Raw genomic sequence first — 25,472 nt, forward strand, 5'->3', positions numbered from 1 at the left:
GCGTATGGTTAAATTCTTTAGGAAAATGTCGATATAAATGATAAATATATTAGGAGTTTTGAAATGCGTTTAGTAAAAACAACTACCGTAAGACCTGGTACTCGTTTGGGGAAAGCGATTTATAATGATAATGGAAAAGTCTTAGTTAATAAAGGGGTAAGTCTTGAAGAGAGAATTCTTAAAAGGTTGAACGAACTCAATATTACCTATATTTATATTGATGATAAACAAACAGAAGGAATTGAATTTAAGGATCCGATTTCTCCTCAATTAAGACAAGAAGCTGTTACCACGATTAAAACGACATTGAAGAGTGTGATAGATGAACCGATCTCTTCCAAATCTTTTGTTTTGGAAAAGTCAGTGAAGCAGTATCAAAATATCATCCGAAACATTATCAGTGAGTTAGATTCAAACTCAGAATTAATGTCGATTCTTTCAGATGTTTGTATTCATGATAACTACATATTTACCCATTCCTTAAACGTTACTCTTTATTCTTTGGCGGTAGGAATGGAATTAAACTTAAAACCTGCCCAATTAGAAACGGTTGGGTTGGGTTCAATTTTACATGATATCGGAAAAGTAACTGTACCGAAAGAGATCTTATTAAAACCAGGTAGACTTACAGATCAGGAATTTGATGTCATTAAAACACATACAACAGAAGGATTTGACATATTGAGAAACTCTTATTCTGTTCCTTTACTTGTGGCACACTGCGCTTTTCAGCATCATGAGCGCTTGGATGGGTCAGGTTATCCACGGGGGATTAAAGGTCAGGAAATTCATGACTTTGCCAAATTAATCGCTGTTTCCGATGTGTTTGATGCAGTAACATCGAATCGAGTGTACCGATCGGCAATGCTGCCTCATGAAGGTCTTGAACTGCTTTATGCAGGAGTAGAGCGACAATATGAACTGAATGTTGTAAAAGCATTTCATAAAGCAGTTGCGATTTATCCTGTTGGGATTACAGTTGAGCTTAATGATGGTCGAAAAGGAGTTGTTGTTAAGCAAAATGCAGCGCTCAGTGACCGTCCGATTGTTCGGATATTAGAGGAAAATGGTGAACAAGTTGAACCATATGAATTAAATTTGGAAGAGAAACTTTCATTCGTGATCATTGGATGCGATACGACTTTTAAAGAACATCAAAATAAATAGATGGTTTATATATATAATTTTTAGCTTTAGTCTCCTTTTACTTGCATACATATAGCTTGTAAGGGGGGATTTTTTTGCCAAGATTTAGATTTCGGAAGCGAATTTTTAACAGTAGAAAAACGGTCAAAAAAGGACCACTTCCTTTTCGATATGTATTACTTCTAACATTTGTCTTTTTTATTTTTTCAACAGCGTTTGGGTTTTGGATTGTGGATAAAGAGCTTGAACCCGTATTAATGACTTATGCTAAATCCGAGTCTGTAAATTTAGCTACGTTAGTCATTAATGATGCCGTGGAACAGCAACTGAAGGAAAAGTCAGATGACAATCTTTTTAGTTCAATTCCCAATACAGATGAAGTGAATAATATTCAATTAGATGCGGAAGGAATTTTAAGAAGACAAACAGAAATCGAAAGACGTATACTGGAAAATCTAAAAAAAGCGGAAGAAGGGGAATTAATGATCTTGCATTCCCAAGAAAATATCGACTTACATTCAAACGATAAAAATGCAGATGGAATCCATTTCACTGTCCCTTTAGGGAGGGTGACAGATAACGCACTGTTAGCTAATTTAGGTCCGGATGTCCCAGTCGAGTTTTCCATTATAGGAGATGTACAGTCAGATATCCATACAAAAGTCGTTGAGTTTGGCATCAATGGAGGAGTAATTGAAGTATCTATGGAAGTTGAAATTCAGGTTGAGGTTATTATGCCATTTTCAGCAGACTCTACAGTTGTCACACGAAATATACCAATCGGAATGGGTGTATTCAGAGGGGATGTCCCACAATTTTATAATGGAAATGGCAAAACCACCCCATCCATTCAACTTCCTAAAAATTAACAGGTGACAGGCACCTTCCATTTTATGGAAGTGCCTGTCGCCTTATTTTCGTTGTCTTTCTTGTCTTTCCCAAAGTTTAAGATGTGGAAATGGGTCAAATGACCATTCTGTTCGACCATTGTCCTTATAGATTCCATAGTGAAGATGAGGTGGAAATTTACCGGAAGTTCCTGGCGGTCCGTATCCTGACGCACCTACACTTCCAATAATTTGACCAGGTTCCACAATTTGCCCTTTATGTAAATCTTTTGCAAAGCCATTTAAATGGGCAAAATAATGGTAATTATTATTGATATCGCGAATGCCAACTCGCCAGCCACCATAACGATTCCAGCCCTTCATCTCAATAATTCCGTAAGTAGTGGCACGAACAGGAACTCCGTAATTTGCAAAAATATCGGTTCCTTCATGAATTCTTCGACCACCCCACCCTCTTGCATCTCCCCATGTATTGCGATAGCTATAATTGCTTCTTAATGGAAGTGGAAACGAATGCTTGTCCAAGTTAATATGTCCAAAATGCCTGTATATCTTGGCTTTATCGATAATGATTCCGACGGTTTTATCTCTTTTATAATAGTCCCATAAAGCTAATTTAATATGATCGTGATCGGTTCCATACTTCAAAATAAATTGGGCAAATGAATAAAGAACATCGAAATCACTTGAAAGAGATGCTTTTCCGTCCTGATCACCATCGATTCCCATTCCATCAAAGAATTGAATAGAAAGGGGGTTTTCATCTTCAAGATTTGGATTCAAGAGACCAACCCATTTTTCAGGTGGAATATATATACCTGTTATTCCTTCTGCTTTAGGAAGATCTTTACGGGATTTGCGAACAACACGTTCATATTGGTCGATTGCAGCTAGATAGTGCCAAGGAATATTGGTTAAGGCTTCTACACTTAGATATAAATCCATTCTGTTTGCATTCACGTCATCTTGACTATTCTCTGCCGCTTTTACCAGGGTTCCATTAGAGTTTAGCATGACCAGTGAAATCAAACATAACAAAATTCTCCGCATACACAGTATCCTCCTTTCAATGAATGTCTCCTACTATAGTTTGTGATAAGTAAGAAATTTCATATCTCATAAATATTGGAAAAAGGATTGACAAACCCAAAAGAGTTTGGAGTTCCTTAGACAAATATGTTAAAGTAAAAAGATAATAACCTTCAAAACAGCATGCTTATTCATAAAGGGGATGGAGTGGAAAAATGAGTAATAAACCAGAACGTAAACCTGAATGGTTAAAGATAAAACTAAATACAAATGAAAGCTATACTGGCTTGAAAAGTTTAATGAGAGAAAAGAAGTTACATACCGTTTGTGAAGAAGCGCGTTGTCCGAATATCCATGAATGTTGGGCAGAGAGAAGAACCGCTACTTTCATGATCCTTGGTGATACTTGTACAAGAGCTTGCCGTTTTTGTGCAGTTAAAACAGGTTTGCCAACAGAACTAGATTGGGCAGAGCCGGAAAGAGTTGCAGATTCTGTCGCAACGATGAATTTAAAACACGTGGTGATTACCGTTGTTGCACGTGATGATTTAAAGGATGGCGGTGCAGGTGTCCTAGCGGAAACCATCCGTGCAATCAGAAGAAAAAGCCCATTTACATCAGTTGAAGTATTGCCGTCTGACATGGGTGGTGTTTTGGAAAACCTTAAAATCGTAATGGATGCAAAGCCGGACATTTTAAACCATAACATTGAAACCGTTGAAAGATTAACACCGAGAGTTAGAGCAAGAGCGAAATATCAACGTTCTTTAGAATTTTTACGACGTGCCAAGGAATTACAACCGCAAATTCCAACGAAATCTAGTTTAATGATTGGGCTGGGAGAAACAAAAGAAGAAATCCTTGCAACAATGGATGATTTACGTGCAAATCATGTAGACATCATGACAATCGGACAATATCTGCAACCTACAAAAAAACATATACCAGTGATAAAATACTATCATCCAGATGAATTTAAAGAATTAAAAGAGATTGCAATGGAAAAAGGATTCAGTCACTGTGAATCTGGACCACTTGTTCGTTCTTCTTATCATGCCGATGAGCAAGTAAACGAAGCAACCAAACATATTCAGCTTCAAGGCGATACAGAATTAAAAAACGCTTAAGAAGTAATTTTTCATTTTTGTAAGGAAGAAGTTCGAGAGGTGAAAATATGGTTTGCATTGAAAATACTTGTTATGAAGTTGTAGAAGAAAGAGGGAATGGCTACAATGAGGAGGCCTTTCTTAGTCGATATAGTGAGATTTTAACGAAATATGATTATATTGTTGGAGATTGGGGATATGGTCAACTTCGTCTAAAAGGTTTTTTTGAGGACAATAACCATAAAGCTTCTTTCGATACAAAAATCAGTACCGTCTCAGAATATTTATTTGAATTCTGCAATTTTGGATGTGCATACTTCATTCTTAAAAAAACAAAAAAATAAAAAAGCTGCTGGTGCAGCTTTTTTTATTTCTCATACGGAGGTTGTTCCGTTTTGTTTGGGTCGTCATGAGGAGGGTGAGCACCTTCCATTTGTCTTGGAAGGTCTTCGTGGAGGGATTTATTCTCATAGTTAAAAGCACTATACCGTCTTTGTCCTTCCTCCCACTCGGTACTTTTCCCTTCTACGGGATCATAAGCTCGAATAGGTGAACCATATGGTCCTTCAGGAAATTCCTCTGGGGTCAAATAATCGTTTAACTTCTCCACGTTGGAAAAGTTAGTACCACGCCCAGCATCTTTTTCTCCCATTTTTATCACCTCATATACAGTATTCGATAAAAATAATCGATTTATCCAAATTGTATAGGAGTGGAAAAAGATGTGAGATGGTGTCCTTGATCACATAATAATTTCAGATAAAAACTCGGATAATTCTTTAGCGTCTTCCTCATTCAATTGAAAGGCGTGTTCAATATAACCCTCTTCAGCTAAATCATCTGGACCGATAATAGCAAATCTACCGCCCTGAATATTTAATACAATCACTTTTCCGTAATACCGATCACTTTGAATTAAAGCTAAATCAAAGCGATTATTATCACTCATAAAACTAACAAATCTTGTTTTGGTCTCGACTGTGTCATCATATAGAAAAAAGCGTTCCGACATGTTGATCTCTCCCTTATCCTATGTATCTTATTTAACTAACTACAATGGCATTGTTAACCTTGGTTGTTGATTTCCGTTTTAGGCACTTCGTTTTCCACTGTGCTGCGCCTGACTGAGCCTTGATGCTACGAATGGTCTTAAGATGTCTTGTCTATCTGGCTTCTCTCGTAGGAGTCTTCGTGACTTCCGCTTCTCTCAACAGTAGTCCAAACTTTACATGAATCTTTCATAAAGCCATTATATAAAGATGTCCCTTATCTTATTTTACCAAAAGAAGCCGTAATACTGAATTTTTAGCGAACATTAATCGATTTAAACTAAATTATGGTACAATAAGCATAGATATATAAACAATAAGTTGATTGGCTTCTGAGAGGAAGGTAAATGATGATAGGACGGCCTAAGATGAAATCCAGCCAGTACAAACAATTAAGGAAGCTTTTTCTTCCACTACATAGAATTCGATATTTTCCCCCTCAATTTATTCTAAGGAATCCTATCGAAGAAGGTGTATCTAAAGCCCTTAATAAAGGGTATGAAGTAGCCGTTATTGTTTATCAAATAAAAAATCTTGCCAAATTGATAGAACAATTTGGTCACGATGGAATGGCTAATTTAACACAAGACTTAAAGCGGATATGCCGGAAAATCATCGAAAAATGCACGAATCAAGACGATTTGATTGTTCTCGATTATCACTTTCATGAAGGTTTTACATTATATATCAAAATGAATGAAAACCATGAAGAAAATAATGTGTATGAGATCAATAAAATAATGAATCATTTATTCCTTGAGCTACAAGGACTTATGATAGATGGCTATCCATTTAATTTTGACAAGGGATATATGTTTATTGATAAGAACGATCCTTCAATTGGGAACGCCATTTATAAAGCTAGACAACAGGCTTTAATTATGGCTGAGAAAAAAATACAAAGTGAATATAATGAGATGGTCTATGAAATGAGTAGAGTCATTTCAAAAAAAGATATTCGTTTATTGGGACAGCCGATAATTAATATGGATACCAAACAAATTCAAGCATGGGAAATATTGACTCGAGGTCCAAAAGGAACAAATCTAGAGCTGCCATTAAGGTTATTTTCCGTCGCGCATCAAACAGGTCAACTTTATGATCTTGAAATGATTGTAGTCGAAAAAATATTTGAAAAAATTCGTGACACAGGCTGTTCACATGAAATTTTCATGAATTGTACTCCTATCACATTAGGAAATAAACGGTTTGTTAGTGAGTTAAAGAGCTTATTGCAACAATACCCTACGATCAATCCAAAACATATCATTATTGAAATGACTGAACAAGAAACAGTTGAAAACATGAAATATTTGATTGAAAATATTAAGGATCTAAGAGGACTAGGCTTTCGGATTGCTTTAGATGATACGGGTGCAGGGTATTCTAGTCTACATTCGATTGGTGAAATTTTACCTGAAATTATTAAAATTGACCGTTCGGTAATCCAAAATATTCATGAAAATCCGGTAAGTGAATCTATGTTAATGGGGATTATGCTAATTGCAAATAAAGTGGGATCTCGGGTTGTAGCTGAAGGAATAGAGAAAAGGGAAGAAGCCGATTTTCTCACGCAGCATCAAGTCGATTTTGCTCAAGGTTATTATTATGCACGTCCTCGAGCATTTAATCAACAATTACTGTCTTCCCTATAAATAGTAAAATTCGATAAGTTAAAAATGAAAGGAATCTAGATGCTATGTATTTTGTTGATCAAGAAAAAATCGAAGAAAAGCTAGTTTATATAGACAAACAAATCGAAATATTCCAATCAGGGCAAGCATGGAAAACGGATATAGAAAAATCTGCATTAGAACGAATTGTCCATATGACGATTGAAGCAATCCTAGATGTTGGTAATAGTATGATCGATGGGTTTATTATGCGTGACCCTGGTAGCTATGAAGATATAATTGAAATACTAGAGGATGAAATGGTTATCACAAAAGAGATGAGCACAAGTTTCAAACATATTATTTCCTATCGTAAACCCTTACAACAGGATTATGTCTTAGTAAACCATGCAGAATTAGAAAAAGCTTTTATACAGGAGATGCCATCATTGAAACAATTTTCGTCATCTATTAGAAACTACTTAACAAAGAAAAGCGGAGTTGTTACAGCATTCAAGCCAGTCGAATGAAACCTGACATGTGAAGGAAGGTGAGTAATGTGTTAGCCCATACGAAAAATACAAAAGAACAAATTTTGTCTCTTTTAAAGTTAAATGGCAATATGACGATTTTAGAGCTTGCACATGAACTAGAGATTACAGAAATGGCAGTAAGAAGGCATATCCAAACATTAGAGAGAGATAAACTTATTCAATCAGAAATGAAAAAGCAAACAATGGGGAGACCATCAAAGGTTTATCAACTAGCTCAACAAGGGGAAGATTTTTTCCCAAAGAAATATAAAGAATTTAGCCTTCAGCTTTTGCAAGGATTAAAAGATGCAGGACAGGAAGAGTTACTTCGAGAAATTTTAGTAAAAAACCAAGAAAAGCATTTTGAACAATATCAATCAGAATTTAAAGGCAAGACCTTTATCGATAAGATCAACTATTTAAAAAAGATTCAGGAACAAGATGGGTATATGCCTAAAATCGAAAATCAAAATGGAACCGTCCATTTAAAAGAGTTAAACTGTCCTTTAGTAGAGGTAGCAAAAGAGTTCCCGCAAATTTGTCAGGCTGAACGGAAATTTATTGAAAAATTTTTAGGTGCCGAACTAACAGGAATTCAATCGATGGTGGATGGACATAATTGCTGTCATTACAGCATTCAAGAAAAAAATAGTTAAAACTGAAAAGGAGCATACTTGCTATGACTCCTTTTTATTGTGTGAGGATGACGATAAATGAAAAGTTATAAAGGATTTTTAATTGATTTAGATGGGACAATGTATCGTGGAACAGAAGTAATTCAAGAAGCAGTCGATTTTGTCAACCAACTGCATTTGTCTAAAATACCTTACTTATTTGTAACCAATAACTCTTCTCGAACTCCCTTTCAAGTGGCACAAAATCTAAAAGAATTTGGTGTAGCGGTAAAAGAAGAGCAAGTTTTTACAACAAGTCAGGCCACGGCCAACTATCTTTATGAGCAAAAGCCAAATGCTAAAGTTTATGTCATTGGTGAGGAAGGAATTCAAAAGGCTATTGCTGAAAAAGGATTTCAAGAGGGTGGTGAAGATGCAGATTATGTAGTCATTGGCATTGATCGTTCGATTACATATGAAAAGCTGGCTGTTGCTTGCTTGGCCGTTCGTAATGGTGCGACGTTCATTTCTACTAATGGGGATATTGCTCTCCCAACAGAAAGAGGTTTAATGCCTGGGAATGGAGCCATAACATCGGTCATTACTGTCTCAACGAAAAGGCAGCCCATTTTTATCGGAAAACCAGAGTCCATTATCACGGAACAAGCACTGAAAGTACTTGGTACGAAAAAGGAAGAAACACTGATGATTGGTGATAATTATGATACGGACATTATGGCTGGAATGAATGCAGGACTAGATACCTTGCTTGTTCACACAGGTGTAACGACAAAGGAATTGTTAAAAGGGTATGACCGAAAGCCTACCTATGTACTAGACAGCTTAGCACAGTGGAAAAACTAAAGAATAAACAGACCAAAATGTAATCAGTATTTTGGTTTGTTGTTTTAAAAAGGTCTGTGTTAAATGGTCATGGTGATAGTAAACATCTGTTAATTGTAGTGGAAGACTCAAACTCTTGCGGGTGAAGGTAAGACACGATAAACACGAAATGTCATAGTGGCTCAGGCGTAACAGAGCGGGAATGCGTGGTGCCTGAAACGGAAATAAACAATTGAATATTATTTAAAAGGAACAACCACAAGGAACTGTTATTCTTTGTGGTTGTTTGTTTTTATTCTACATTCTCAACTCTATGCGCAAGTCTGCTTGAGGCTGCCGCGGCAATCGCTCCAACAATATCGTCGAGAAATGTGTGACATTGTCCTGTGGACTTGTCATTTAAATGTTTTAAAATTCCCGGTTTCAACTTATCAATATACCCATAGTTCGTGAAACCAATAGAACCATATACATTGACAATTGAAAAGGCAAGAACTTCGTCTACTCCATAAAGCCCCTCGTCCATTTCAATAATGGACTGAAGAGGCTCATCAAGCAATTTCTTCTCTGCTAAGCGATCCATTTGAATTCCGGTGATGATCGCATTTTGTACCTCTCTCTTCGATATTACACGTTCAACATTATGCAAACAATCCTCCATTTTTAGCTCATCGTGATAATCTTTTTGTAAAAAATAGACAAGCTCAGCAATATCTGTTGTTTTTACACCTCTATCAATCAGCCATTGTCGAGCCGTTTGTTCTGTTAAATCCTTTTCCTTATTATCTTTACTCAAGTTACTCACCCATTTTCTTAAATTATTCTGATGCTCTGTTTGTTATGATTTCATCATTTCCTACACCTATTCAAGTATTTAAGAATGAATCAAATTTCTGTGACTTGTAACATAGATATAGAATGTGGAACTTTTATGAAGAGTGTTAGAAATATTCTACCAACTTTTTTGCCATCTTACCAAGAATTTAATCTGAGGAAAGGGATGGTTATGATGTTTCAAAAACTTCTAAAACGGCATTATGGAATTGATGCAATCGAAAGTACGCCTTTTGGGCGTTATCAAACATGTGCAAAGGACCATCAACGCTTTTGTTTAATTCCATTAGGAAAAAAAGAGGACGAAGAGATTATCGAATTGGAACATATTACAAATCATTTAAAAAGGATGGGGGATCGTTCCGTTAGTACATTTGTATATACAAAAGAAAAGAAACGAATGTTAGAAACAGAGTCAGGTAATTATTGTGTTATTACTTGGGATGAAACCCAAAAACGAACAGTAACTAAATTAGGAAGAAAACTAGCTAAATTTCATTACCGTGGAAGGTCCCTTTCGATTCCAGTGAAAAAAATTACAAGAATTGGTCAATGGAAAAGTCTCTGGGAAAAGCGTATCGATCAAATGGAAAAGGTTTGGATAGGCATGATGCAGCACGAACCTGCAAATGAATTTGATCGGATGTTTTTTGAGTCCTTTCCCTATTATATGGCGATGGCTGAAAATGCGATTCAATATTTAGTGGATACGGAACTCGATGATGACCCCCAAGCGATCGATTACGGGACAGTTTGTCATATTCGTTTTACTTCACATACATGGGGTGAAGGGAATATAACAAAAAATCCATTTGATTGGGTCCTTGACCATTGCAGCAGAGACTTAGCAGAATGGACGAGGGAACGATATTTCAATCATTATCGAACATACGAACCAGAAGTTCTGCGCTTTTTTGAAGATTATCAATCCGTTCAACCATTAAGCTCCTTCTCTTGGAGATTATTATATGCTAGAATCCTTTTTCCCTTACATTATGTTGAATGTATTGAAAATTATTATTCTACCCAGTCCGAACAAGAGCGCTTGATTTTAACAGAACGCTTAGAACAATATTTAAAAAGTTCGAAGGATCATGAACAATTTCTCGGTCATTTTTTTCAAATGGCTAGAGTACCCGTTCGACAGCAGCATATCCCGATTATTGATTGGCTATAGTTATGTTATATAAGAGTCTTGTTGGTCCTGTGACTAATAAGGCTTTTTTTAGTAAAGCATGTGTTTAAGATTAATGTTAATGTAAATTTTGGACTACTGTTGATAGTAGTAGAAGGCAGGAAACCCACAGGCTAGTCACCCAAAGAAAGCGAAGTGCCTGGAACGGAAGTCAACAACCAAGTTTAACAGAAAATAGGAATAGAATAATCTTAATAAACAGAAACAATGTATGGTAAAATTAGAAAATATAGAATAAAAAAGTTTTTTACAAAAACTTTTGAAAGGTAGCGTTTACATAGGAAAATATCCCTTGTAAAACCATCATATTCACTCTATAATGTCTACTATAGAAATACAATTGTTCATTTAAAGAGTACACTGTAAAGGGGAGATCAGGAGATGAATGAGATTTCAATTGGTTTATTAGGACTAGGAACGGTTGGTTCGGGTGTCGTAAAAATAATTGAAAACCATCAAGATAAGCTAATGCATCAAGTTGGATGTCCAGTAAAAGTAAAAAAAATCTTAGTTAAAAATATGGAAAAGCATATTCATAATGGTACGGATCCATCCCTTTTAACAAATGATGTCGATGATATTTTAAATGATCCAGATATTGATATTATTGTGGAAGTAATGGGCGGAATTGAACAGACAAGATCGTATTTGCTACAGGCATTTAAGAATAAAAAACATGTAGTAACAGCTAACAAAGACTTAATGGCGCTTCATGGTGGAGAGCTGTTAAAAATAGCTTCAGAAAATAACTGTGATTTATTTTTTGAAGCAAGTGTAGCAGGTGGAATTCCAATTTTGAGAAGTATTACAGAAGGATTATCATCTGATAAAATTGTGAAAATCATGGGAATTGTGAATGGTACAACCAACTATATTCTGACAAAAATGAGTCAAGATGGTGTTGCCTATGAAGATGTATTAAAGAAAGCGCAAGAATTAGGGTTTGCTGAAGCTGACCCAACCTCAGATGTAGAAGGATTGGATGCTGCCCGTAAAATGGCAATCTTGGCAACATTAGGCTTTTCAATGGAGATTGATTTAGATGATGTATCGGTTCAAGGGATCTCTCAAGTAACGGAAGAAGATATACAATATGGGAAGCAACTTGGATATACTATGAAACTAATAGGGATTGCAAAACAAGATGGAGACAAAGTAGAAGTCAGTGTTCAACCAACGTTTCTAGCTAATACCCATCCATTGGCATCTGTACAAAATGAATATAACGCCGTGTATGTTTGTGGAGAGGCTGTCGGTGAAACGATGTTTTACGGGCCTGGTGCAGGAAGTTTACCAACGGCTACTTCAATTGTTTCGGATTTAGTTGCTGTGATGAAAAACATCCAATCAGGTGTTCATGGAGGAGGAAATATTGCTCCACAATATCCGAAAAAGTTAAAACAGGATGATGAGATTTTCTCAAAATATTTTTTACGTCTGCATGTTGCGGATGAAGCGGGTGTTTTTGCTAAAATTACTTCTTTATTTGCGGAACATCATATTAGTTTTGAAAAAATTCTCCAATTACCGGTCGTGAAGCGAGAAGTTGCTGAAATTGTACTTGTGACTCACCACGCCTCTAAGAAAGATTATGAGGATGTATTAGTTCAATTAAATGATTTACAATCTGTTAAAGAAATCAAGAGTTCGTATCGCGTAGAAAGGGGTTCAATTCAATGAGCTGGAAGGGACTACTAGAGGAATACAAAGAATATTTACCCATCACAGATAAGACACCAATGTTAACTTTACACGAAGGAAATACTCCGCTCATTTATCTTAAAAATTTATCAGAGGAATGGGGAATTGAGCTATACGTCAAAACAGAAGGTGTAAATCCAACAGGTTCTTTTAAAGACCGCGGTATGGTGATGGCTGTTGCGAAGGCCATTGAAGAGGGCAATGACACCATTATTTGTGCATCAACGGGAAATACATCTGCTGCAGCTGCTGCTTATGCGGCAAGATCTGGGATTCGCTGTATTGTTGTGATTCCTGATGGGAAAATTGCTATGGGTAAGTTAGCACAGGCAGTGATGTATGGAGCTGAAATTATTGCAATTGAGGGTAACTTTGACCAAGCTCTGCAAATGGTCCGTAATATCAGTGAAACAGAGCCAGTCGCATTAGTGAACTCAGTGAATCCATATCGACTTGAAGGTCAGAAAACGGCAGCATTTGAAATTTGTGATACGCTTGATGGAGCACCTGATATCCTTTGCATCCCAGTAGGAAATGCCGGAAATATTAGTGCCTATTGGAAAGGTTTCAAGGAATATAATGAGAAAAAACAAACGGGTCTTCCAAAGATGTATGGCTTTGAGGCAGAAGGAGCTGCAGCAATCGTTCGTAATCAAGTCATCGAAAATCCGGAGACTGTTGCAACGGCAATTCGAATCGGAAACCCAGCTAGCTGGAAATTAGCTGTGAATGCTGCTCAGGAGTCTAAAGGAATCATTGACGAAGTAACGGATGATGAAATTATCGCAGCCTATCGTAAAATTGCTGCATCTGAAGGCGTTTTTGCTGAACCAGGTTCATGCGCATCAATTGCTGGTGTGTACAAATCTATTCGAAATGGTTCCATTCCAAAAGGTTCAAAAGTCGTAGCGGTTCTAACAGGTAATGGCTTGAAGGATCCAAGTACAGCGATCGATGTAAGTACGATTCAACCAGTAAAGTTGCCTAACGATGAAAAGAAAGTGAGCGATTATATTAAAGGAGTCGTTCATGTATGAGTTCCAGTGATATGTTTATGATTAAAGTTCCAGCAAGTACCGCTAATTTAGGACCTGGTTTTGATTCAATCGGTATGGCTTTAAACCTTTATTTAACTCTTGAAGTAGAAAGATCAGATCATTGGGAAGTGGTTCCTTTATCTGAAGAGATGGCTATTTTTCCAAAGGACGAAAGCAATTTTATTATCCAAATTGCTGCTAAAACAGCAGCCAAGTATCAAAAGGAATTACCACCTGCAAAGGTTAAGGTTAAAAGTGAAATTCCTTTAGCTAGAGGATTAGGTTCTAGTGCTTCAGCGATTGTGGCTGGAATTGAGTTGGCTGATACTCTTTGTCACTTAAATCTATCTCGACAAGAAAAATTTGAAATCGCTTCGGAAGTTGAGGGTCATCCAGATAATGCAGGAGCCTCTGTATTTGGTGGACTTCTCATTGCTTGTCAAACCACAGATTCAGTGGATGCGATTGTTGAGCACGATGTCGATATTGAAATCGTTGCTGTTGTACCAAGGGAAGAACTTCTTACGAAAACAGCTAGGGGTGTGCTTCCTAGTGAACTACCGTATAGTAAAGCTGTAACCGCAGGAGCTGTTTCAAACGTATTGGTTGCTGCTTTATTAACTGGAAACTACCCATTAGCAGGGAAAATGATGAAAATGGATCTGTATCATCAACCATATAGAAGAGAGCTTGTCCCACATATGGCAGTCATTGAAGAAAAGTCCAGTGAATTTGGGGTGTTTGGGGTTGCTTTAAGTGGTGCAGGACCTACGATTTTATGCTTTGTTGAGCCTGGTAAGAGTGGGGATGTCATTGCAGGATTAAAGAAGAGCCTCCCTGACATGGATTATTTATCATTAAAAATAGATCAAGCAGGAAGTAAAGTCTTTTCAATGAGTGGAATATAACTAAAAAAGCGACCTTTGGTAAAAAAAGGTCGCTTTTGCTTTTATCTCATTTTGTATTAGAATACTTGCTCAACTTCTACTACACCAGGAACTTCTTCAACAAGGGCGCGTTCGATTCCAGCCTTTAATGTAATAGTTGAACTTGGGCAGCTACCACAAGCACCTAGTAAACGTAATTTCACAATACCATCTTCTACATCAATTAATTCACAATCTCCTCCGTCACGAAGAAGGAACGGGCGTAATTTATCTAATACTTCTGATACTTGCTCAAACATTGTTTGTTCTGACATGTTATCGACTCCTTTCCTACTCATTATTATACTGGGGTGAGAATAAAAAAGCTACAGATGAGAATCGAAATCCATACAATCCCAACAATCTAATATTTTGTTTTATAATAATAATTATAATATCATATACTTAAGAAAGGTAGAGAGGATGAAAAGAAATGGGCCAAAAAGAAGTGGAGATCGCCATTTTTGGTGCAGAACAAATTTGTGCTAGTTGTGTTAATTTACCATCATCCATTGATACGTATGAATGGCTACAAGCAGCAATTAGCCGCAAATTTCCGAATCAGCCCTTTCGGTTTACGTATACAGATATTTTTCAACCACCTGATGATGAAGAAAAAAAACGATTTGCGCAAAAAGTTATTGACGAGGATCTATTTTATCCCGTCATTTTAGTAGAAGGAAAAATTGTCGGTGAGGGTAACGCTCGCTTAAAAACCATTTATGCTGAGCTTGAGAAATACGGATATATACCGGAAGAAAAATAAAAAAGGAACACCTTCTCGTTTAAAATGGAAGGTGTTCCTTTTGTTATTATCCGCGGTGGTACTTGTACATCCATAATATTCCTGATTTTAGCAAGCGAGCGACTCGACCTGTAACAGGTTTTTCGTTTAGTAGACCGAATCCGTGTTTTTTTCCAAGAGATCCTAGAATGCCCTTCAATTTAATCAGGGGTAGGGTTTCAGGTAATTCTTCCTGATTCCATCGCTTCATTAGAATTTGGACAATTTGTTCCCCTTGTCCTTCTGCTAATTGTGCACTTGGAGCATGCGGTAAGCTGGCACAGTCTCCAACCACATAGACATGTTCATTATTAGGGATGTTATGGTGCTTTGTTAGAACGACTCTTCCCTGTTTATCCTTTTCAACATTAAGCTCTCGTACAACTTGATTTGGTTGAATTCCGGCTGTCCAAACGATTACATCACTGGGAATCGGTTCATCATGATTGAATAACATTCTGTCCTCTACCCTTGTAATATTTGAGTTGCTCACAATATCTACGCCATTATTATCGAACCAATTTTGGACATAAGTGCTCAGTTTGACAGGGAAAGCAGATAAAATATAATTCCCACGGTCAAATAGTTTAACTTTTAAATCCGGACGACTCTCTACAAGTTCTGATGCGAGCTCCACACCGCTTAATCCCGCGCCAACAATCGATACGGTTGACCCAGGAGATAGATTATTAAGAGTTTGATACGTATTTCGTGCTTTTTCAATGGATTGAATACTGTAAGTAAACTCTTTTGCACCAGGTACCCCATGATAGTTATCTTCGCAACCTAGTCCAATAATTAAGTCGTCATAGGAAACGTCATTTTCATCAGCAAGAATGACTTTTTTCTTTTCAAGGTCGATTTTAGTAATTTCAGCATAGATGACTTGTAATTTAGGGTGATCAGGAAATGCAACTCGTACATCTTGATCTGAAATGGTTCCTGCAGCTAGCGCATAGAATTCTGTTTTCAAACAATGATAAGGCACTCGATCAATTAAAGTTATAGAAACGTCTTCAGGTAATTGAGTGGGCAATAAACGATCAAGAATTCTTACGCCACCATATCCTCCACCCAGTATAACCAGCTTTTTCATTATCATTTCCCCTTTTTCTTCGCTCATCTATTAACTATCTCTATATTATTATTCAATGAATGATGAAAGATGAACGAAATTCCTCACTTAATCTTGAATGAATTGGCTTTGAATGGGTTATTATTCTATATTGATATTCTATTATGATGATTAAAACCTTATTAAAGCGCTCTCAAAAACTATATTTTAAAAACGAGTAAATATTTATTAATATAAGGAAAGTATAACTAAATTGTGACAAAATAACAACAGTTTTGAGGCTTTTTTATGACAAGGAGAATATTGATATAATAAAATTTTATTTCCTTTATAGCATCTAACTTGAAAGCTATTAAAATTTGTCTTAAGGAGTTAAAATAAATAAGATAGCTCTTTGGAGTTTGGGGTGAGGAAGATATGAGAAGAACGTTAATTGAATTTTGTATCACCAATTTGGCAAACGGTGCACAAAAGGCGAGAGCAGAGTTAGAAAGAGACTCCAATTTAGATGTCGTTGAATATGGTTGTTTAAGTCAGTGTGGCAAATGTCATCACACCTTATATGCTCTTGTAAATGGGGAAGTGGTGATGGGTGAAAATTCAGAACAGCTCGTAGAGAATATATATGATTATATTGATCGTTTACCGCTTTAAATAGAAAAAAGGAACTCTAAGCTAATAAAGCTCTAGAGATATCCTTTTTCTAGTTGGTAGATAATTGAAATTCCTTTGTATGCCTGACTTCATTCCAACGGTCTTTGGCCATTTCTACTAATCGGCTCTCAGTTGTTTTCTTCTGCTGTTCGATCACTTTTGAAAAATGTACACTGGCATCTTTGATATTGCCTGTTCGAATTGAAAGCTCTCCTAATAAATAAAGAACGCGAATTTCGGACACTTGAGTCCCTTGAAAATCTTGGGTGGTATAGCTATAAAAATATTCTTGAAGGGCAATATTCATAAAACGTTGCTCTTGTGTATCATTTCCTAAATAGCGGTAAAGCCATGTTAGTTTTATATATAATCCAGCTAAAATAATATGTTTTTCTTGTTTTAATGTGGCACAATAAATAGCCAATTTGTATGTTTTTATGGCATCCTCAATCGATCTTTTATCTGAAAAATGATGGGGGTTCCATTTTGAGCATACCTTATCTTGAATGGCTTCTTTTGTTCCATATGAAAAGTAATTTGAAAAGTCTTCTGAAAAAGAATATCCACAAGAAGGACAAACAATTATTTGATAAAGGATTGGGTTATTTTCTGGATCTGTATAGGTAGGACAAAAGTCTGTATCAGTGGATTCCAATTTTACAAATCGAGTTCGAATCTTTTTTGAATGAAACTTGTTGCTACAAATATGACATTCGTACTTTTTATCATAAAGAGGTTCAATTTCAGTCAATTTTTAGACACCTCCAAATAGAGAGTATTGAACTATACTAAAAGTATTATAACTCATTTTCATATAGGACTAAAGAAATATTTGGTAGTTATGTCATTTGCACATTAGTTGAGGGACGAAGATGAAGTGTATATAATAGAATATAAGTAAAAGGAGGCAAAAAAATGAGTGAATTAGTGAAGATTTCTGAAGCAGCGGCTCTCCAAATAAAAGATATGATGAAGCAAAACGAGGAAGAAGGAGCACTATTACGAGTAGCCGTCAAAGGCGGCGGTTGCAGCGGCTTAACCTACGGAATGGGGTTTGTTCCGGAAGCTGAGGAAAATGATCTTGTATTTGAATTACATGGATTACAAGTGGTTGTAAATAAAGATGATGCGGCTATTTTAGATGGTACACAAATCGATTACAAACAATCCTTAATGGGCGGCGGGTTCACGATTGATAACCCAAATGCGATTGCGACATGTGGATGCGGATCAAGTTTCCGTACGGCTACACAAACAGGAACACCTGAAGAATGTTAAGAAAGTAGAAAAAACGGTGTCTGATACTTATATAAGTATCAGACACCGTTTTTTTTTGTTAACGCGCTACTTCTTTAAACGAAATTCTCACAATTTTCTCAGTGGATCTATTAAATTCGATGTTAACAAGCACCCCAAATTCCCTGTCTTTGCCTTTTACCCACAATTTAAATTTTTCAACAGAGTTATTCCCTTTATTTTCTTTTCCCACATGTAAATAATCAACGACTTGAGCATCTGGGTATTTTTCTTTTGTTTTTTCAACAGCGATATTTCCCCATTTTGCATATGGGGGTGGTTGTGTTTGAGTTTGTGCATGTACGTCATATGCAATTAGGTTAAAATGTGAATTGCCCAAGCTCATAATCGTAAAACAAACAAATGTTAAGTATATGATTTTTTTCATGCTCATCCTCCTCTTCGTTAGAATTTGTAATTGTACTCCTCTTTATTCTGTTGTTATCAATATTTACTTTTACTCGATGTAAAGGGAAAATTTAATAATTTTCATTGATGTTGTAAACATAATAGTGTATGATACATAGTATAAAGTAAATAGTGTATGACACATAGTATTATATTTTAGCAATTATTAAAAATGAGGTGGGTGAATGAGTACATTATTGGATTCATTAATGACAGAGCTCAGGAGAGGAACGTTGACCTTAGCCGTTTTAAGTCAATTGCGTACACCACAATATGGATATTCACTTGTTCAGCTTTTAGAGCAATCGGGAATATCGATAGAGCAAAGTACTTTGTATCCTTTATTACGTCGTTTAGAAAAACAAGAATTAGTTACAAGCAGTTGGGATACAACAGAAAGCAGGCCGCGTAAATATTATGTACTCAGTGAATATGGTGTGGAGATCTTTTTGCAATTAAAAGCGGAATGGATGAAGAATTCAAAAGAACTTTATGAACTATTAAAAGGGGAGGAAGATGATGGATTTAATTGAGATATATATCCAAGAAGTGACACGGAGGCTACCGGAAAAAAGTCGTGAAGACATCGCACTTGAATTAAGATCAACCATTGAGGATATGCTTCCGGCTGATTATATGGAAGAGGATGTGAAAAAGGTACTGGTGAAAATGGGGAATCCGGTAACGTTAGCAAGTGGATATCGAGAGCGGCCGATGCATTTAATTGGTCCGCGTTACTATGATTTATATGTATCATTGTTGAAAATGATTTTACCCATTGCCGGTGTCATTGCGTTGATTTCAATGATTGCAAGTTATTTCTTTACCTATAACGGTGAAGAAGCGATATTAAACATTATTATCAAAGTTTTTGCCGAAGGAATTTGGGTCTTAATTGAAGTAGGCTTACAGGTTGCTTTCTGGTTAACTCTTACATTTGCGATTATTGAACGATGTGATAAAGGGAAAGATTTAGAGCCATTAACCATGAATTATAACAAATGGACTCCTGATGATTTAAAAAATATTACTTATATCCCGAAGAAAAAGGAAATTCCAAGGAGCGAAGTATATTTTAGTTTAGTATGGACATCGATTTGGGCAAGTGTATATTTTTACGCAAATCATTTATTAGGGGCCTATAAAAACGAGGGAAATGGACTTGAATTTGTCACTCCTGCCTTAGATCATGAAGTATTACTATCGTATTGGCCTTTTATCGTAATCGTGATAGGAATAGAAATTGCATTAGCCCTTTACAAATTATTTAAAGGACAGTGGACATATAAAGTGGCTGTATTTAACACCATTCATGAGGTCCTATCAACTATTGTTGTCATTGTCATTATGATAAATCCTAATTTATTCCAACCTGAATTTGTTTCCTTTATGACGGATCTCTTTTCCGTCCCAGCAGAACACTTTACCAATTGGATCACGATCGGAGTCATCTTCCTGTTTGTCGTATTTGGTGGGATAGCCATCTTTGATGGGTTCCGTAAAGCAAGAATTCGTTAGAAAAATGAATAAACAATGTTGGACGATAGATCGGTGTATTTAAGCCGGTCTTTTTTGTTATAAGTTGTTTTTTTAGTATAAAGAATAATACAATGAAAGGTAAGAATCGTTCCAGAGGTGAAGAGGATTGAATAAACCTAAAATAGTTGTAATAGGTGCTGGTTTTGCTGGATTAATGGCTGTAACAACATTGCAAAAAGAATTAAATGTACAGGAAGCAGAAATTATTTTAGTCAATAAACACGAATATCACTATCAAAGAACATGGCTGCATCAAGTAGCAGGAGGAACGATACATCCTAACCGGGTTCGTTTTGAAATTAGCCCTTTATTAGATAAAAATAAAGTACGGTTTGTTAAAAAAACTGTTTCGAAAATAGATACAAGTCAGAAAAAGGTCATCTTCGATAATCAAGAGGAATTATCTTATGATTATCTTGTTGTTGCTCTAGGTGGTGAGCAAGAGGAATACGGGATCAAGGGAATTGATGAATATGCCCTAGCGATTTCGAGCGTTAACGCTGCTAGAGGTATCCGAAATCATATTGAAGAGCAATTTAGAATGTATCACACTCATAAGAATGATGATAATTTGACAATTGTGGTTGGAGGGGCTGGATTAACAGGGATTGAATTTCTTGGTGAGCTGACAGAATGGGTTCCAAAATTATGTCGACAATATCATGTCGATCAACAGAAAGTAAAGTATATTTGTGTTCAATCGTCCTATCCTTTACAAATCTTTGAGCATGACTTGGCAGAGTATGCTGTGTCGTCTTTAAAGAAAAAGGGCGTTCAATTTATCCTAGGGAAACGGATTAAAGAATGCAAACAAGGTTCTGTTTTAATTGGCGGTCATGGCGATGATGACCTCGAAGAAATTAAAACAGGGTCTTTTATCTGGGCTGCAGGTGTTAGAGGAAATAAAATTATTGAAAAAGCTGGTATAGAGACGGTAAATGGTCGGGTGGAAGTTCAGCCAGATTTGAGAGTACCTGGATTTGATCGTCTTTTTATTATCGGAGATTGCTCAGTGGTGAAAGATCCAAAAACAGGTGAACCTTATTCGCCCACCGCTCAAATTGCCTTGCAACAAGGAATAACATGTGCCGAAAATATTATCTCTTTAGTCAGAGGTGAACAAGAACTTAAGTCATTTGACCCTCATATTCGCGGGATCGTGTGTGCACTTGGTAAAAATAATGCCTGTGGTGTCGTATACGGTAAAAAATTAAAAGGTTCAAAGGCATTGGCGATGAAAAAATTAATCGATAACCGGGCCTTGTATATGATTGGCGGCTCTACATTACTCGCAAAAAAAGGTAGAGTTAGTCTGTTTTAAATGGTGCCAGGTACCTTCCAGTTTCTGGAAGGTACCTGGCACTTATTTGTTTTATGAAACACAAAAATTGACGCTTTTTCAAAGAATCTGTACACTTAAAATGGTACAAGGAGGGACATACTTATGCAAATGAATATTGTTGTACTGATCATATCCATGCTGCTTTTTTTCGTGTTATTTTTCGGGATTGGTTTTATTTTAAATATGTTACTTCGGATGTCATGGATTATGGCTATTATTTATCCTATTATTGCTTTTATTATTATCGATGATGTACGTTTTATTGAATATTTTACAAGAACAATGGAAGCTATATCAGAATTAGGATCTCGGATTATTGGCTTAGCCCCTGCGGATATTTTAATTTTAGCATGTGGTTGGGGCGGGGCGATTGTAGCTGGGATTACGATTAAAGCACTTCGAAAAAGGGGCTATCAGATGTTTTAATCCTACTAAAAATAAATCATTCATAATAGAGACTTATTTAAGAAGTTCTGATAGTGGGGAGCAAGTGTAAAAAACATTAAAAACCAAAAAAAATCAATAGAAATAGCAGTTAAAAACACATGGATCATAAAAGTTCATGTGTTTTATTTTGGTTTGTATGATTCAATTCCACTTTAGAATTATACGATATCCATTCGTTTCAACTTTATTAAGGACATTTAGTACGTTATTCTTAACAATATACAGATTTGAAAAGCCTTCAGAGACTAAGTGAGTTATTTTCTATGATTTTTAATAGGCTAAAATTCCAATATTCATTTCCATAATCAGGGAATTATAGGCACCAAATGACTTGCGATTTAGCCTGTTCATTGCAATGATATATATTATGCGAATACTGAATTATTTGTATGAAATTAGAAGTTTTTTATTTTTGTACATTCCTCCCTTTTTTTACTATTCATGAATAATTTTAATCCTGATAGGAAATGAATAGTTTTGGGAGGAATGAAAAATACATGATACCAATCAAAAAACTTTCAACTCGTATGATCATGACCCTGCTTTTTATTGGAGCCTTAATCGTTACGGCTCAAACCATTACAGGTTTAGATGTGAAAACCTTTATGTTTAGTATGAACGAGAAGACAAGCGATGATACAAATCAACGTCATTTAAGTTTCGAAATATTGGATGGCGTATTAGAGTCGTTTCATCACTCTGTAAAAGTGAATTCAGGGATGACTACAGTTGAAGCAGCTACACAAAGCATCGAGGAACAACTTGATCTCTCTAAGTATCCAAAAGTAAAAGTAACGGCTACAGGCTACACGGCAGGAGTTGAATCAACGGGAAAAAACCCGGGGCATCCTGAATATGGGATTACTTATTCAGGAGTAATGGTCAAAAGAGATTTATATTCCACCGTTGCAGCTGATTTACAAATATTTCCGATTGGAACCATTCTCTTTATCCCTGGATATGGATTTGGTGTTGTTGCTGATAAAGGAGGCGCCATTAAAGGGAATCGAGTAGACCTATACTTTAACACAGTAGATGATGTGTATAATCAGTGGGGTAAAAAAGATATTGAGGTTTATGTGATTGAAGAGGGTGACGGAACCTTAACAGAGACAGAGTTGCAGGTTTTGAATGAAGCTGAATCTATGCAAGTATTCCGTCAACAATATATGAATACAGAAAGAAAATAAAAAACGAGGCTGATTCAATGGGGTATCGAACTACCTGCACTGAAAACAGCCTCTTCTGATTTTATACTCTAAAAAGAAAATGTAGTGCTAACGTAAGGAGAATACCTGTTAATCCTCCAAAAAATACTTCACTCGGTTCGTGTCCAAGTAATTCTTTTAATTCCTTCCTAACTTCTTCCTCTGGTTTTTGCGGCAGAGACTTTACTTCTGAAACAAGTTTTTTAAACTCGAACACGAGTTGGTTTAACACAGTCGCATGTTTCCCAGCCTGTCTTCTTACTCCTGAAGCATCATACATAGTTACAATGGCAAATACGGTAGCCACTGCAAATACGGGGGAACCAAGTCCTGTATCTACTGCAACTCCAGTTGCTAAGGCAGTAACCATTGCCGAATGAGAACTTGGCATGCCACCTGTACTTGTCATTAATGACCAATCAAGTTTTCTCGTGGCAATGTATTGGATCGGAACTTTAATAAATTGTGCAAATAATACAGCGAATAGGGCAGCCCACAAGGGGAAATTTTCAAGCAAACTCATTTTTGATTGATCATCCTTTTTACCATAATTGCAAGCGATATTGTAGCACGTAATATTTTAACAATAAGGTGTAATAAATGCTAGTGTTCAAACACGGTTAAATAGACATTTAACTCGGTACAGCTATTATTTGCTTAACTTGACGCGATTATTTTCATAAATTATGCTAAAAATGGTTCGTTATGTTAAAAGATAAGGAGGGTTCATCATGTTTACCGTTTATAAGAAAAAACCTTTTACAGAAGCTCACGAAGCTATAATTATTGGGTTATTTGATAAACCAGTAAAATTTGAAGAAAAATTAGAAGAATTGGATGAGGCTTTCTCTGGTGAATTAACGGAGCTCGTGAAGAGTGGTGACATTTCAGCCCGAATAGAACAGACAGCTAAAATACATACATTCGGAAAGGTACCTAGTAAACGTTTATATTTTATTGGTTTGGGAAAAGAAAAAAATACTTCATTTGAAGAAATTAGAGAATCCTTTGGCACTATTTTTAAAAAAGTTCAGAAGGATAAAATAGAAGAGGTTGCTGTATATTTAGATTCTTTTACTACGGAATCCATCGATGCTTTAGATGCCGCCCATGCTTTAAGTGAAGCATTTGCATTATCTACCTATCAATTTGAGAATTATAAACAAAAACCAAATGAGCCTGAAAAACAAATACAGCGAATCATGGTGTATTTAGAAGATGTTGAGGTTGAGGATATTAAGGCGGCTCTAACCGTTGGATATTCGTTTGGAAAAGGTACAAATTCAGCGCGAACACTTGTAAATACCCCTGGGAATTTATTAACAGCCTCTGACTTAGCAGAATATGCGAAAGAATTAGGTGAGAAATATTTATTTGAAGTAGAAATTTTAGAAAAAGAAGATATGCTGAAACTTGGCATGGGTGCGATGTTAGCTGTGAATCAAGGTTCAACAGAGCCACCTAAGATGATTGTTTTAAAGTATCAAGGTAAAGAAGAGTGGACGGACGTAATTGGCTTAGTTGGAAAAGGGATTACCTTTGATACAGGTGGATATTCACTTAAAACGAAAGCTGGAATTGTTGGGATGAAAACCGACATGGGGGGTGCGGCAGCTGTACTTGGAGCCATGGAAGTGATTGGGGAATTGAAGCCTGAACAAAATGTCGTCGCAGTTATCCCATCAACGGATAATATGATTAGCGGTGAAGCGCTTAAGCCAGACGATGTGATTATATCTATGAGCGGTAAAACAATAGAAGTATTAAATACGGATGCAGAAGGGAGACTTGTGTTAGCTGATGCGGTAACGTATGCAAAGCATCATGGTGCCAACTATCTTGTTGACGTGGCAACCTTAACAGGTGGTGTCATTACAGCCCTTGGAACGGAAACAACAGGTGCCATAACCAATAATGAGGAATGGTTCGAACAAGTCCTAGAAGCTTCTTTTGAAGCAGGTGAACCGATTTGGCGTTTACCTTTATTTGAAAAAGATAAACAGCGCGTTCGGAATAGTAAGATCGCTGATTTAAATAATTCCCCTGGTAGTGAAGGTCACGCCATTATGGGTGGAGCCTTTATTGGAGAATTTGCAGAAAATACGCCATGGGTACATTTAGACATTGCAGGAACGGCGACAACGAAAAAAGATACCAATCTAGGACCATCTGGTGCTACAGGTGTGATGGTAAGGACATTAGCGCTGATTGTAGAAAGATTTGAATCATAGAAAGGGAAAGGAGG

General features: G+C 36.4%; 30 protein-coding genes. 21 read left to right on the forward strand and 9 right to left on the reverse strand.

All coding sequences use genetic code 11. From position 1 onward, the window contains the following. Positions 1-63 precede the first annotated feature (63 nt). Both Q5760_RS05055 and yunB read left to right on the forward strand, forming a co-directional pair. Positions 64-1,167, forward strand: a complete 1,104-nt coding sequence (locus tag Q5760_RS05055; protein ID WP_428911143.1) for an HD-GYP domain-containing protein — start codon at positions 64-66, stop codon at positions 1,165-1,167. A 74-nt stretch (positions 1,168-1,241) separates the two neighbouring features. Further along, positions 1,242-2,015, forward strand: a complete 774-nt coding sequence (yunB, locus tag Q5760_RS05060) for a sporulation protein YunB (protein WP_428911144.1) — start codon at positions 1,242-1,244, stop codon at positions 2,013-2,015. A gap of 42 nt (positions 2,016-2,057) precedes the next feature. On the opposite strand, the gene Q5760_RS05065 is transcribed toward yunB, so the two are convergent. Further along, a complete protein-coding gene (locus Q5760_RS05065; RefSeq protein ID WP_428911145.1) occupies positions 2,058-3,044 on the reverse strand; it encodes a M23 family metallopeptidase in 987 nt (328 codons plus the stop codon). Positions 3,045-3,238: 194 nt separating this feature from the next. Between Q5760_RS05065 and lipA the strand changes: the two genes are divergently transcribed. After that, the gene (gene lipA / locus Q5760_RS05070) at positions 3,239-4,150 is read left to right on the forward strand and encodes a lipoyl synthase (protein ID WP_428911146.1); all 912 of its coding nucleotides are present in this window, start codon (positions 3,239-3,241) and stop codon (positions 4,148-4,150) included. 47 nt (positions 4,151-4,197) lie between these two features. Further along, the gene (locus Q5760_RS05075; protein ID WP_428911147.1) at positions 4,198-4,473 is read left to right on the forward strand and encodes a YutD family protein; all 276 of its coding nucleotides are present in this window, start codon (positions 4,198-4,200) and stop codon (positions 4,471-4,473) included. A gap of 23 nt (positions 4,474-4,496) precedes the next feature. Here Q5760_RS05075 and Q5760_RS05080 read toward each other — a convergent pair whose 3' ends face one another. After that, positions 4,497-4,781: a cytosolic protein gene (locus Q5760_RS05080; protein WP_428911148.1), complete on the reverse strand. Its 285-nt coding sequence runs from the start codon at positions 4,779-4,781 to the stop codon at positions 4,497-4,499. Between the two features lie 90 nt (positions 4,782-4,871). Continuing rightward, positions 4,872-5,141, reverse strand: coding sequence for a DUF3055 domain-containing protein (locus Q5760_RS05085; RefSeq protein WP_428911149.1), 270 nt, complete (start codon positions 5,139-5,141; stop codon positions 4,872-4,874). 405 nt (positions 5,142-5,546) lie between these two features. On the opposite strand from Q5760_RS05085, the gene Q5760_RS05090 reads away from it, so the two are divergent. Genes Q5760_RS05090 through Q5760_RS05105 form a run of 4 tightly spaced genes read left to right on the forward strand, consistent with a single transcriptional unit; the run spans position 5,547 to position 8,802 of the window. Continuing rightward, positions 5,547-6,833 carry an EAL domain-containing protein gene (locus tag Q5760_RS05090; protein WP_428911150.1) on the forward strand — a complete coding sequence of 429 codons (1,287 nt, stop codon included), beginning with the start codon at positions 5,547-5,549 and terminating at the stop codon, positions 6,831-6,833. A gap of 44 nt (positions 6,834-6,877) precedes the next feature. Further along, positions 6,878-7,321, forward strand: coding sequence for a DUF86 domain-containing protein (locus Q5760_RS05095; RefSeq protein ID WP_428911151.1), 444 nt, complete (start codon positions 6,878-6,880; stop codon positions 7,319-7,321). Positions 7,322-7,341: 20 nt separating this feature from the next. Then, positions 7,342-7,980: a helix-turn-helix transcriptional regulator gene (locus Q5760_RS05100; RefSeq protein ID WP_428911152.1), complete on the forward strand. Its 639-nt coding sequence runs from the start codon at positions 7,342-7,344 to the stop codon at positions 7,978-7,980. A gap of 57 nt (positions 7,981-8,037) precedes the next feature. Then, positions 8,038-8,802: a TIGR01457 family HAD-type hydrolase gene (locus Q5760_RS05105; protein WP_428911153.1), complete on the forward strand. Its 765-nt coding sequence runs from the start codon at positions 8,038-8,040 to the stop codon at positions 8,800-8,802. A 271-nt stretch (positions 8,803-9,073) separates the two neighbouring features. Here the strand turns inward: Q5760_RS05105 and Q5760_RS05110 are convergent, their stop codons facing one another. Then, entirely contained in the window at positions 9,074-9,577 is a 504-nt protein-coding gene (locus tag Q5760_RS05110) for a phosphatidylglycerophosphatase A family protein (protein WP_428911154.1), read from the reverse strand. Positions 9,578-9,712: 135 nt separating this feature from the next. On the opposite strand from Q5760_RS05110, the gene yutH reads away from it, so the two are divergent. The 4 genes from yutH (at position 9,713) to thrB (ending at position 14,456) form a co-directional block, all read left to right on the forward strand. Further along, the gene (gene yutH, locus Q5760_RS05115) at positions 9,713-10,792 is read left to right on the forward strand and encodes a spore coat putative kinase YutH (RefSeq protein WP_428911155.1); all 1,080 of its coding nucleotides are present in this window, start codon (positions 9,713-9,715) and stop codon (positions 10,790-10,792) included. A gap of 399 nt (positions 10,793-11,191) precedes the next feature. After that, positions 11,192-12,490 (forward strand): homoserine dehydrogenase, encoded by a 1,299-nt coding sequence (locus tag Q5760_RS05120; RefSeq protein WP_428911156.1) that lies wholly within the window; start codon positions 11,192-11,194, stop codon positions 12,488-12,490. Next, a complete protein-coding gene (gene thrC, locus Q5760_RS05125) occupies positions 12,487-13,548 on the forward strand; it encodes a threonine synthase (protein WP_428911157.1) in 1,062 nt (353 codons plus the stop codon). The genes Q5760_RS05120 and thrC overlap by 4 nt, the downstream gene beginning before the upstream one ends. Continuing rightward, positions 13,545-14,456, forward strand: a complete 912-nt coding sequence (thrB, locus tag Q5760_RS05130; protein WP_428911158.1) for a homoserine kinase — start codon at positions 13,545-13,547, stop codon at positions 14,454-14,456. The genes thrC and thrB overlap by 4 nt, the downstream gene beginning before the upstream one ends. Before the next feature lie 56 nt (positions 14,457-14,512). Here thrB and Q5760_RS05135 read toward each other — a convergent pair whose 3' ends face one another. Beyond that, the gene (locus tag Q5760_RS05135; protein ID WP_428911159.1) at positions 14,513-14,773 is read right to left on the reverse strand and encodes a NifU family protein; all 261 of its coding nucleotides are present in this window, start codon (positions 14,771-14,773) and stop codon (positions 14,513-14,515) included. 134 nt (positions 14,774-14,907) lie between these two features. Between Q5760_RS05135 and Q5760_RS05140 the strand changes: the two genes are divergently transcribed. Continuing rightward, on the forward strand, positions 14,908-15,240 hold the full coding sequence (locus Q5760_RS05140) for a YuzD family protein (protein ID WP_428911160.1): 333 nt from the start codon (positions 14,908-14,910) through the stop codon (positions 15,238-15,240). 46 nt (positions 15,241-15,286) lie between these two features. On the opposite strand, the gene Q5760_RS05145 is transcribed toward Q5760_RS05140, so the two are convergent. Then, positions 15,287-16,354 (reverse strand): NAD(P)/FAD-dependent oxidoreductase, encoded by a 1,068-nt coding sequence (locus Q5760_RS05145; RefSeq protein WP_428911161.1) that lies wholly within the window; start codon positions 16,352-16,354, stop codon positions 15,287-15,289. 396 nt (positions 16,355-16,750) lie between these two features. On the opposite strand from Q5760_RS05145, the gene Q5760_RS05150 reads away from it, so the two are divergent. Further along, entirely contained in the window at positions 16,751-16,987 is a 237-nt protein-coding gene (locus Q5760_RS05150) for a YuzB family protein (protein WP_428911162.1), read from the forward strand. Between the two features lie 49 nt (positions 16,988-17,036). Here Q5760_RS05150 and Q5760_RS05155 read toward each other — a convergent pair whose 3' ends face one another. Continuing rightward, on the reverse strand, positions 17,037-17,738 hold the full coding sequence (locus Q5760_RS05155; RefSeq protein ID WP_428911163.1) for a DUF2225 domain-containing protein: 702 nt from the start codon (positions 17,736-17,738) through the stop codon (positions 17,037-17,039). A gap of 164 nt (positions 17,739-17,902) precedes the next feature. On the opposite strand from Q5760_RS05155, the gene Q5760_RS05160 reads away from it, so the two are divergent. Continuing rightward, positions 17,903-18,265: a HesB/IscA family protein gene (locus Q5760_RS05160; RefSeq protein WP_428911164.1), complete on the forward strand. Its 363-nt coding sequence runs from the start codon at positions 17,903-17,905 to the stop codon at positions 18,263-18,265. Positions 18,266-18,323: 58 nt separating this feature from the next. On the opposite strand, the gene Q5760_RS05165 is transcribed toward Q5760_RS05160, so the two are convergent. Next, entirely contained in the window at positions 18,324-18,671 is a 348-nt protein-coding gene (locus Q5760_RS05165) for a YqzG/YhdC family protein (protein ID WP_428911165.1), read from the reverse strand. Between the two features lie 205 nt (positions 18,672-18,876). On the opposite strand from Q5760_RS05165, the gene Q5760_RS05170 reads away from it, so the two are divergent. The 5 genes from Q5760_RS05170 (at position 18,877) to Q5760_RS05190 (ending at position 23,209) form a co-directional block, all read left to right on the forward strand. Then, complete coding sequence (locus Q5760_RS05170; protein ID WP_428911166.1) at positions 18,877-19,224, forward strand: PadR family transcriptional regulator; 348 nt, start codon at positions 18,877-18,879, stop codon at positions 19,222-19,224. Further along, positions 19,211-20,209, forward strand: coding sequence for a hypothetical protein (locus Q5760_RS05175; protein ID WP_428911167.1), 999 nt, complete (start codon positions 19,211-19,213; stop codon positions 20,207-20,209). The genes Q5760_RS05170 and Q5760_RS05175 overlap by 14 nt, the downstream gene beginning before the upstream one ends. A 127-nt stretch (positions 20,210-20,336) precedes the next feature. Beyond that, positions 20,337-21,551, forward strand: coding sequence for an NAD(P)/FAD-dependent oxidoreductase (locus tag Q5760_RS05180; protein WP_428911168.1), 1,215 nt, complete (start codon positions 20,337-20,339; stop codon positions 21,549-21,551). 123 nt (positions 21,552-21,674) lie between these two features. Continuing rightward, entirely contained in the window at positions 21,675-21,998 is a 324-nt protein-coding gene (locus tag Q5760_RS05185) for a YuiB family protein (protein WP_428911169.1), read from the forward strand. 518 nt (positions 21,999-22,516) lie between these two features. Continuing rightward, positions 22,517-23,209, forward strand: a complete 693-nt coding sequence (locus Q5760_RS05190; RefSeq protein WP_428911170.1) for a 3D domain-containing protein — start codon at positions 22,517-22,519, stop codon at positions 23,207-23,209. 61 nt (positions 23,210-23,270) lie between these two features. On the opposite strand, the gene Q5760_RS05195 is transcribed toward Q5760_RS05190, so the two are convergent. Further along, positions 23,271-23,750, reverse strand: a complete 480-nt coding sequence (locus Q5760_RS05195) for a divergent PAP2 family protein (protein ID WP_428911171.1) — start codon at positions 23,748-23,750, stop codon at positions 23,271-23,273. A 208-nt stretch (positions 23,751-23,958) separates the two neighbouring features. On the opposite strand from Q5760_RS05195, the gene Q5760_RS05200 reads away from it, so the two are divergent. Then, positions 23,959-25,458 (forward strand): leucyl aminopeptidase, encoded by a 1,500-nt coding sequence (locus tag Q5760_RS05200; protein ID WP_428911172.1) that lies wholly within the window; start codon positions 23,959-23,961, stop codon positions 25,456-25,458. The last annotated feature ends 14 nt before the right edge of the window (positions 25,459-25,472 follow it).

The organism is Niallia sp. Kr1, assembly GCF_050389805.1.
Classification (GTDB): domain Bacteria; phylum Bacillota; class Bacilli; order Bacillales; family Cytobacillaceae; genus Bacillus_BD.

Coding starts and splice junctions, on each gene's coding strand:
- Q5760_RS05055 (WP_428911143.1), top strand. CDS start 64: ATGCGTTTAGTAAAAACAACTACCGTAAGACCTGGTACTCGTTTGGGG.
- Q5760_RS05065 (WP_428911145.1), bottom strand. CDS start 3,044: ATGCGGAGAATTTTGTTATGTTTGATTTCACTGGTCATGCTAAACTCT.
- lipA (WP_428911146.1), top strand. CDS start 3,239: ATGAGTAATAAACCAGAACGTAAACCTGAATGGTTAAAGATAAAACTA.
- Q5760_RS05075 (WP_428911147.1), top strand. CDS start 4,198: ATGGTTTGCATTGAAAATACTTGTTATGAAGTTGTAGAAGAAAGAGGG.
- Q5760_RS05080 (WP_428911148.1), bottom strand. CDS start 4,781: ATGGGAGAAAAAGATGCTGGGCGTGGTACTAACTTTTCCAACGTGGAG.
- Q5760_RS05085 (WP_428911149.1), bottom strand. CDS start 5,141: ATGTCGGAACGCTTTTTTCTATATGATGACACAGTCGAGACCAAAACA.
- Q5760_RS05090 (WP_428911150.1), top strand. CDS start 5,547: ATGAAATCCAGCCAGTACAAACAATTAAGGAAGCTTTTTCTTCCACTA.
- Q5760_RS05095 (WP_428911151.1), top strand. CDS start 6,878: ATGTATTTTGTTGATCAAGAAAAAATCGAAGAAAAGCTAGTTTATATA.
- Q5760_RS05105 (WP_428911153.1), top strand. CDS start 8,038: ATGAAAAGTTATAAAGGATTTTTAATTGATTTAGATGGGACAATGTAT.
- yutH (WP_428911155.1), top strand. CDS start 9,713: ATGAAGAGTGTTAGAAATATTCTACCAACTTTTTTGCCATCTTACCAA.
- Q5760_RS05120 (WP_428911156.1), top strand. CDS start 11,192: ATGAATGAGATTTCAATTGGTTTATTAGGACTAGGAACGGTTGGTTCG.
- thrC (WP_428911157.1), top strand. CDS start 12,487: ATGAGCTGGAAGGGACTACTAGAGGAATACAAAGAATATTTACCCATC.
- thrB (WP_428911158.1), top strand. CDS start 13,545: ATGAGTTCCAGTGATATGTTTATGATTAAAGTTCCAGCAAGTACCGCT.
- Q5760_RS05135 (WP_428911159.1), bottom strand. CDS start 14,773: ATGAGTAGGAAAGGAGTCGATAACATGTCAGAACAAACAATGTTTGAG.
- Q5760_RS05140 (WP_428911160.1), top strand. CDS start 14,908: ATGGGCCAAAAAGAAGTGGAGATCGCCATTTTTGGTGCAGAACAAATT.
- Q5760_RS05145 (WP_428911161.1), bottom strand. CDS start 16,354: ATGAAAAAGCTGGTTATACTGGGTGGAGGATATGGTGGCGTAAGAATT.
- Q5760_RS05150 (WP_428911162.1), top strand. CDS start 16,751: ATGAGAAGAACGTTAATTGAATTTTGTATCACCAATTTGGCAAACGGT.
- Q5760_RS05160 (WP_428911164.1), top strand. CDS start 17,903: ATGAGTGAATTAGTGAAGATTTCTGAAGCAGCGGCTCTCCAAATAAAA.
- Q5760_RS05165 (WP_428911165.1), bottom strand. CDS start 18,671: ATGAAAAAAATCATATACTTAACATTTGTTTGTTTTACGATTATGAGC.
- Q5760_RS05170 (WP_428911166.1), top strand. CDS start 18,877: ATGAGTACATTATTGGATTCATTAATGACAGAGCTCAGGAGAGGAACG.
- Q5760_RS05175 (WP_428911167.1), top strand. CDS start 19,211: ATGGATTTAATTGAGATATATATCCAAGAAGTGACACGGAGGCTACCG.
- Q5760_RS05185 (WP_428911169.1), top strand. CDS start 21,675: ATGCAAATGAATATTGTTGTACTGATCATATCCATGCTGCTTTTTTTC.
- Q5760_RS05190 (WP_428911170.1), top strand. CDS start 22,517: ATGATACCAATCAAAAAACTTTCAACTCGTATGATCATGACCCTGCTT.
- Q5760_RS05195 (WP_428911171.1), bottom strand. CDS start 23,750: ATGAGTTTGCTTGAAAATTTCCCCTTGTGGGCTGCCCTATTCGCTGTA.
- Q5760_RS05200 (WP_428911172.1), top strand. CDS start 23,959: ATGTTTACCGTTTATAAGAAAAAACCTTTTACAGAAGCTCACGAAGCT.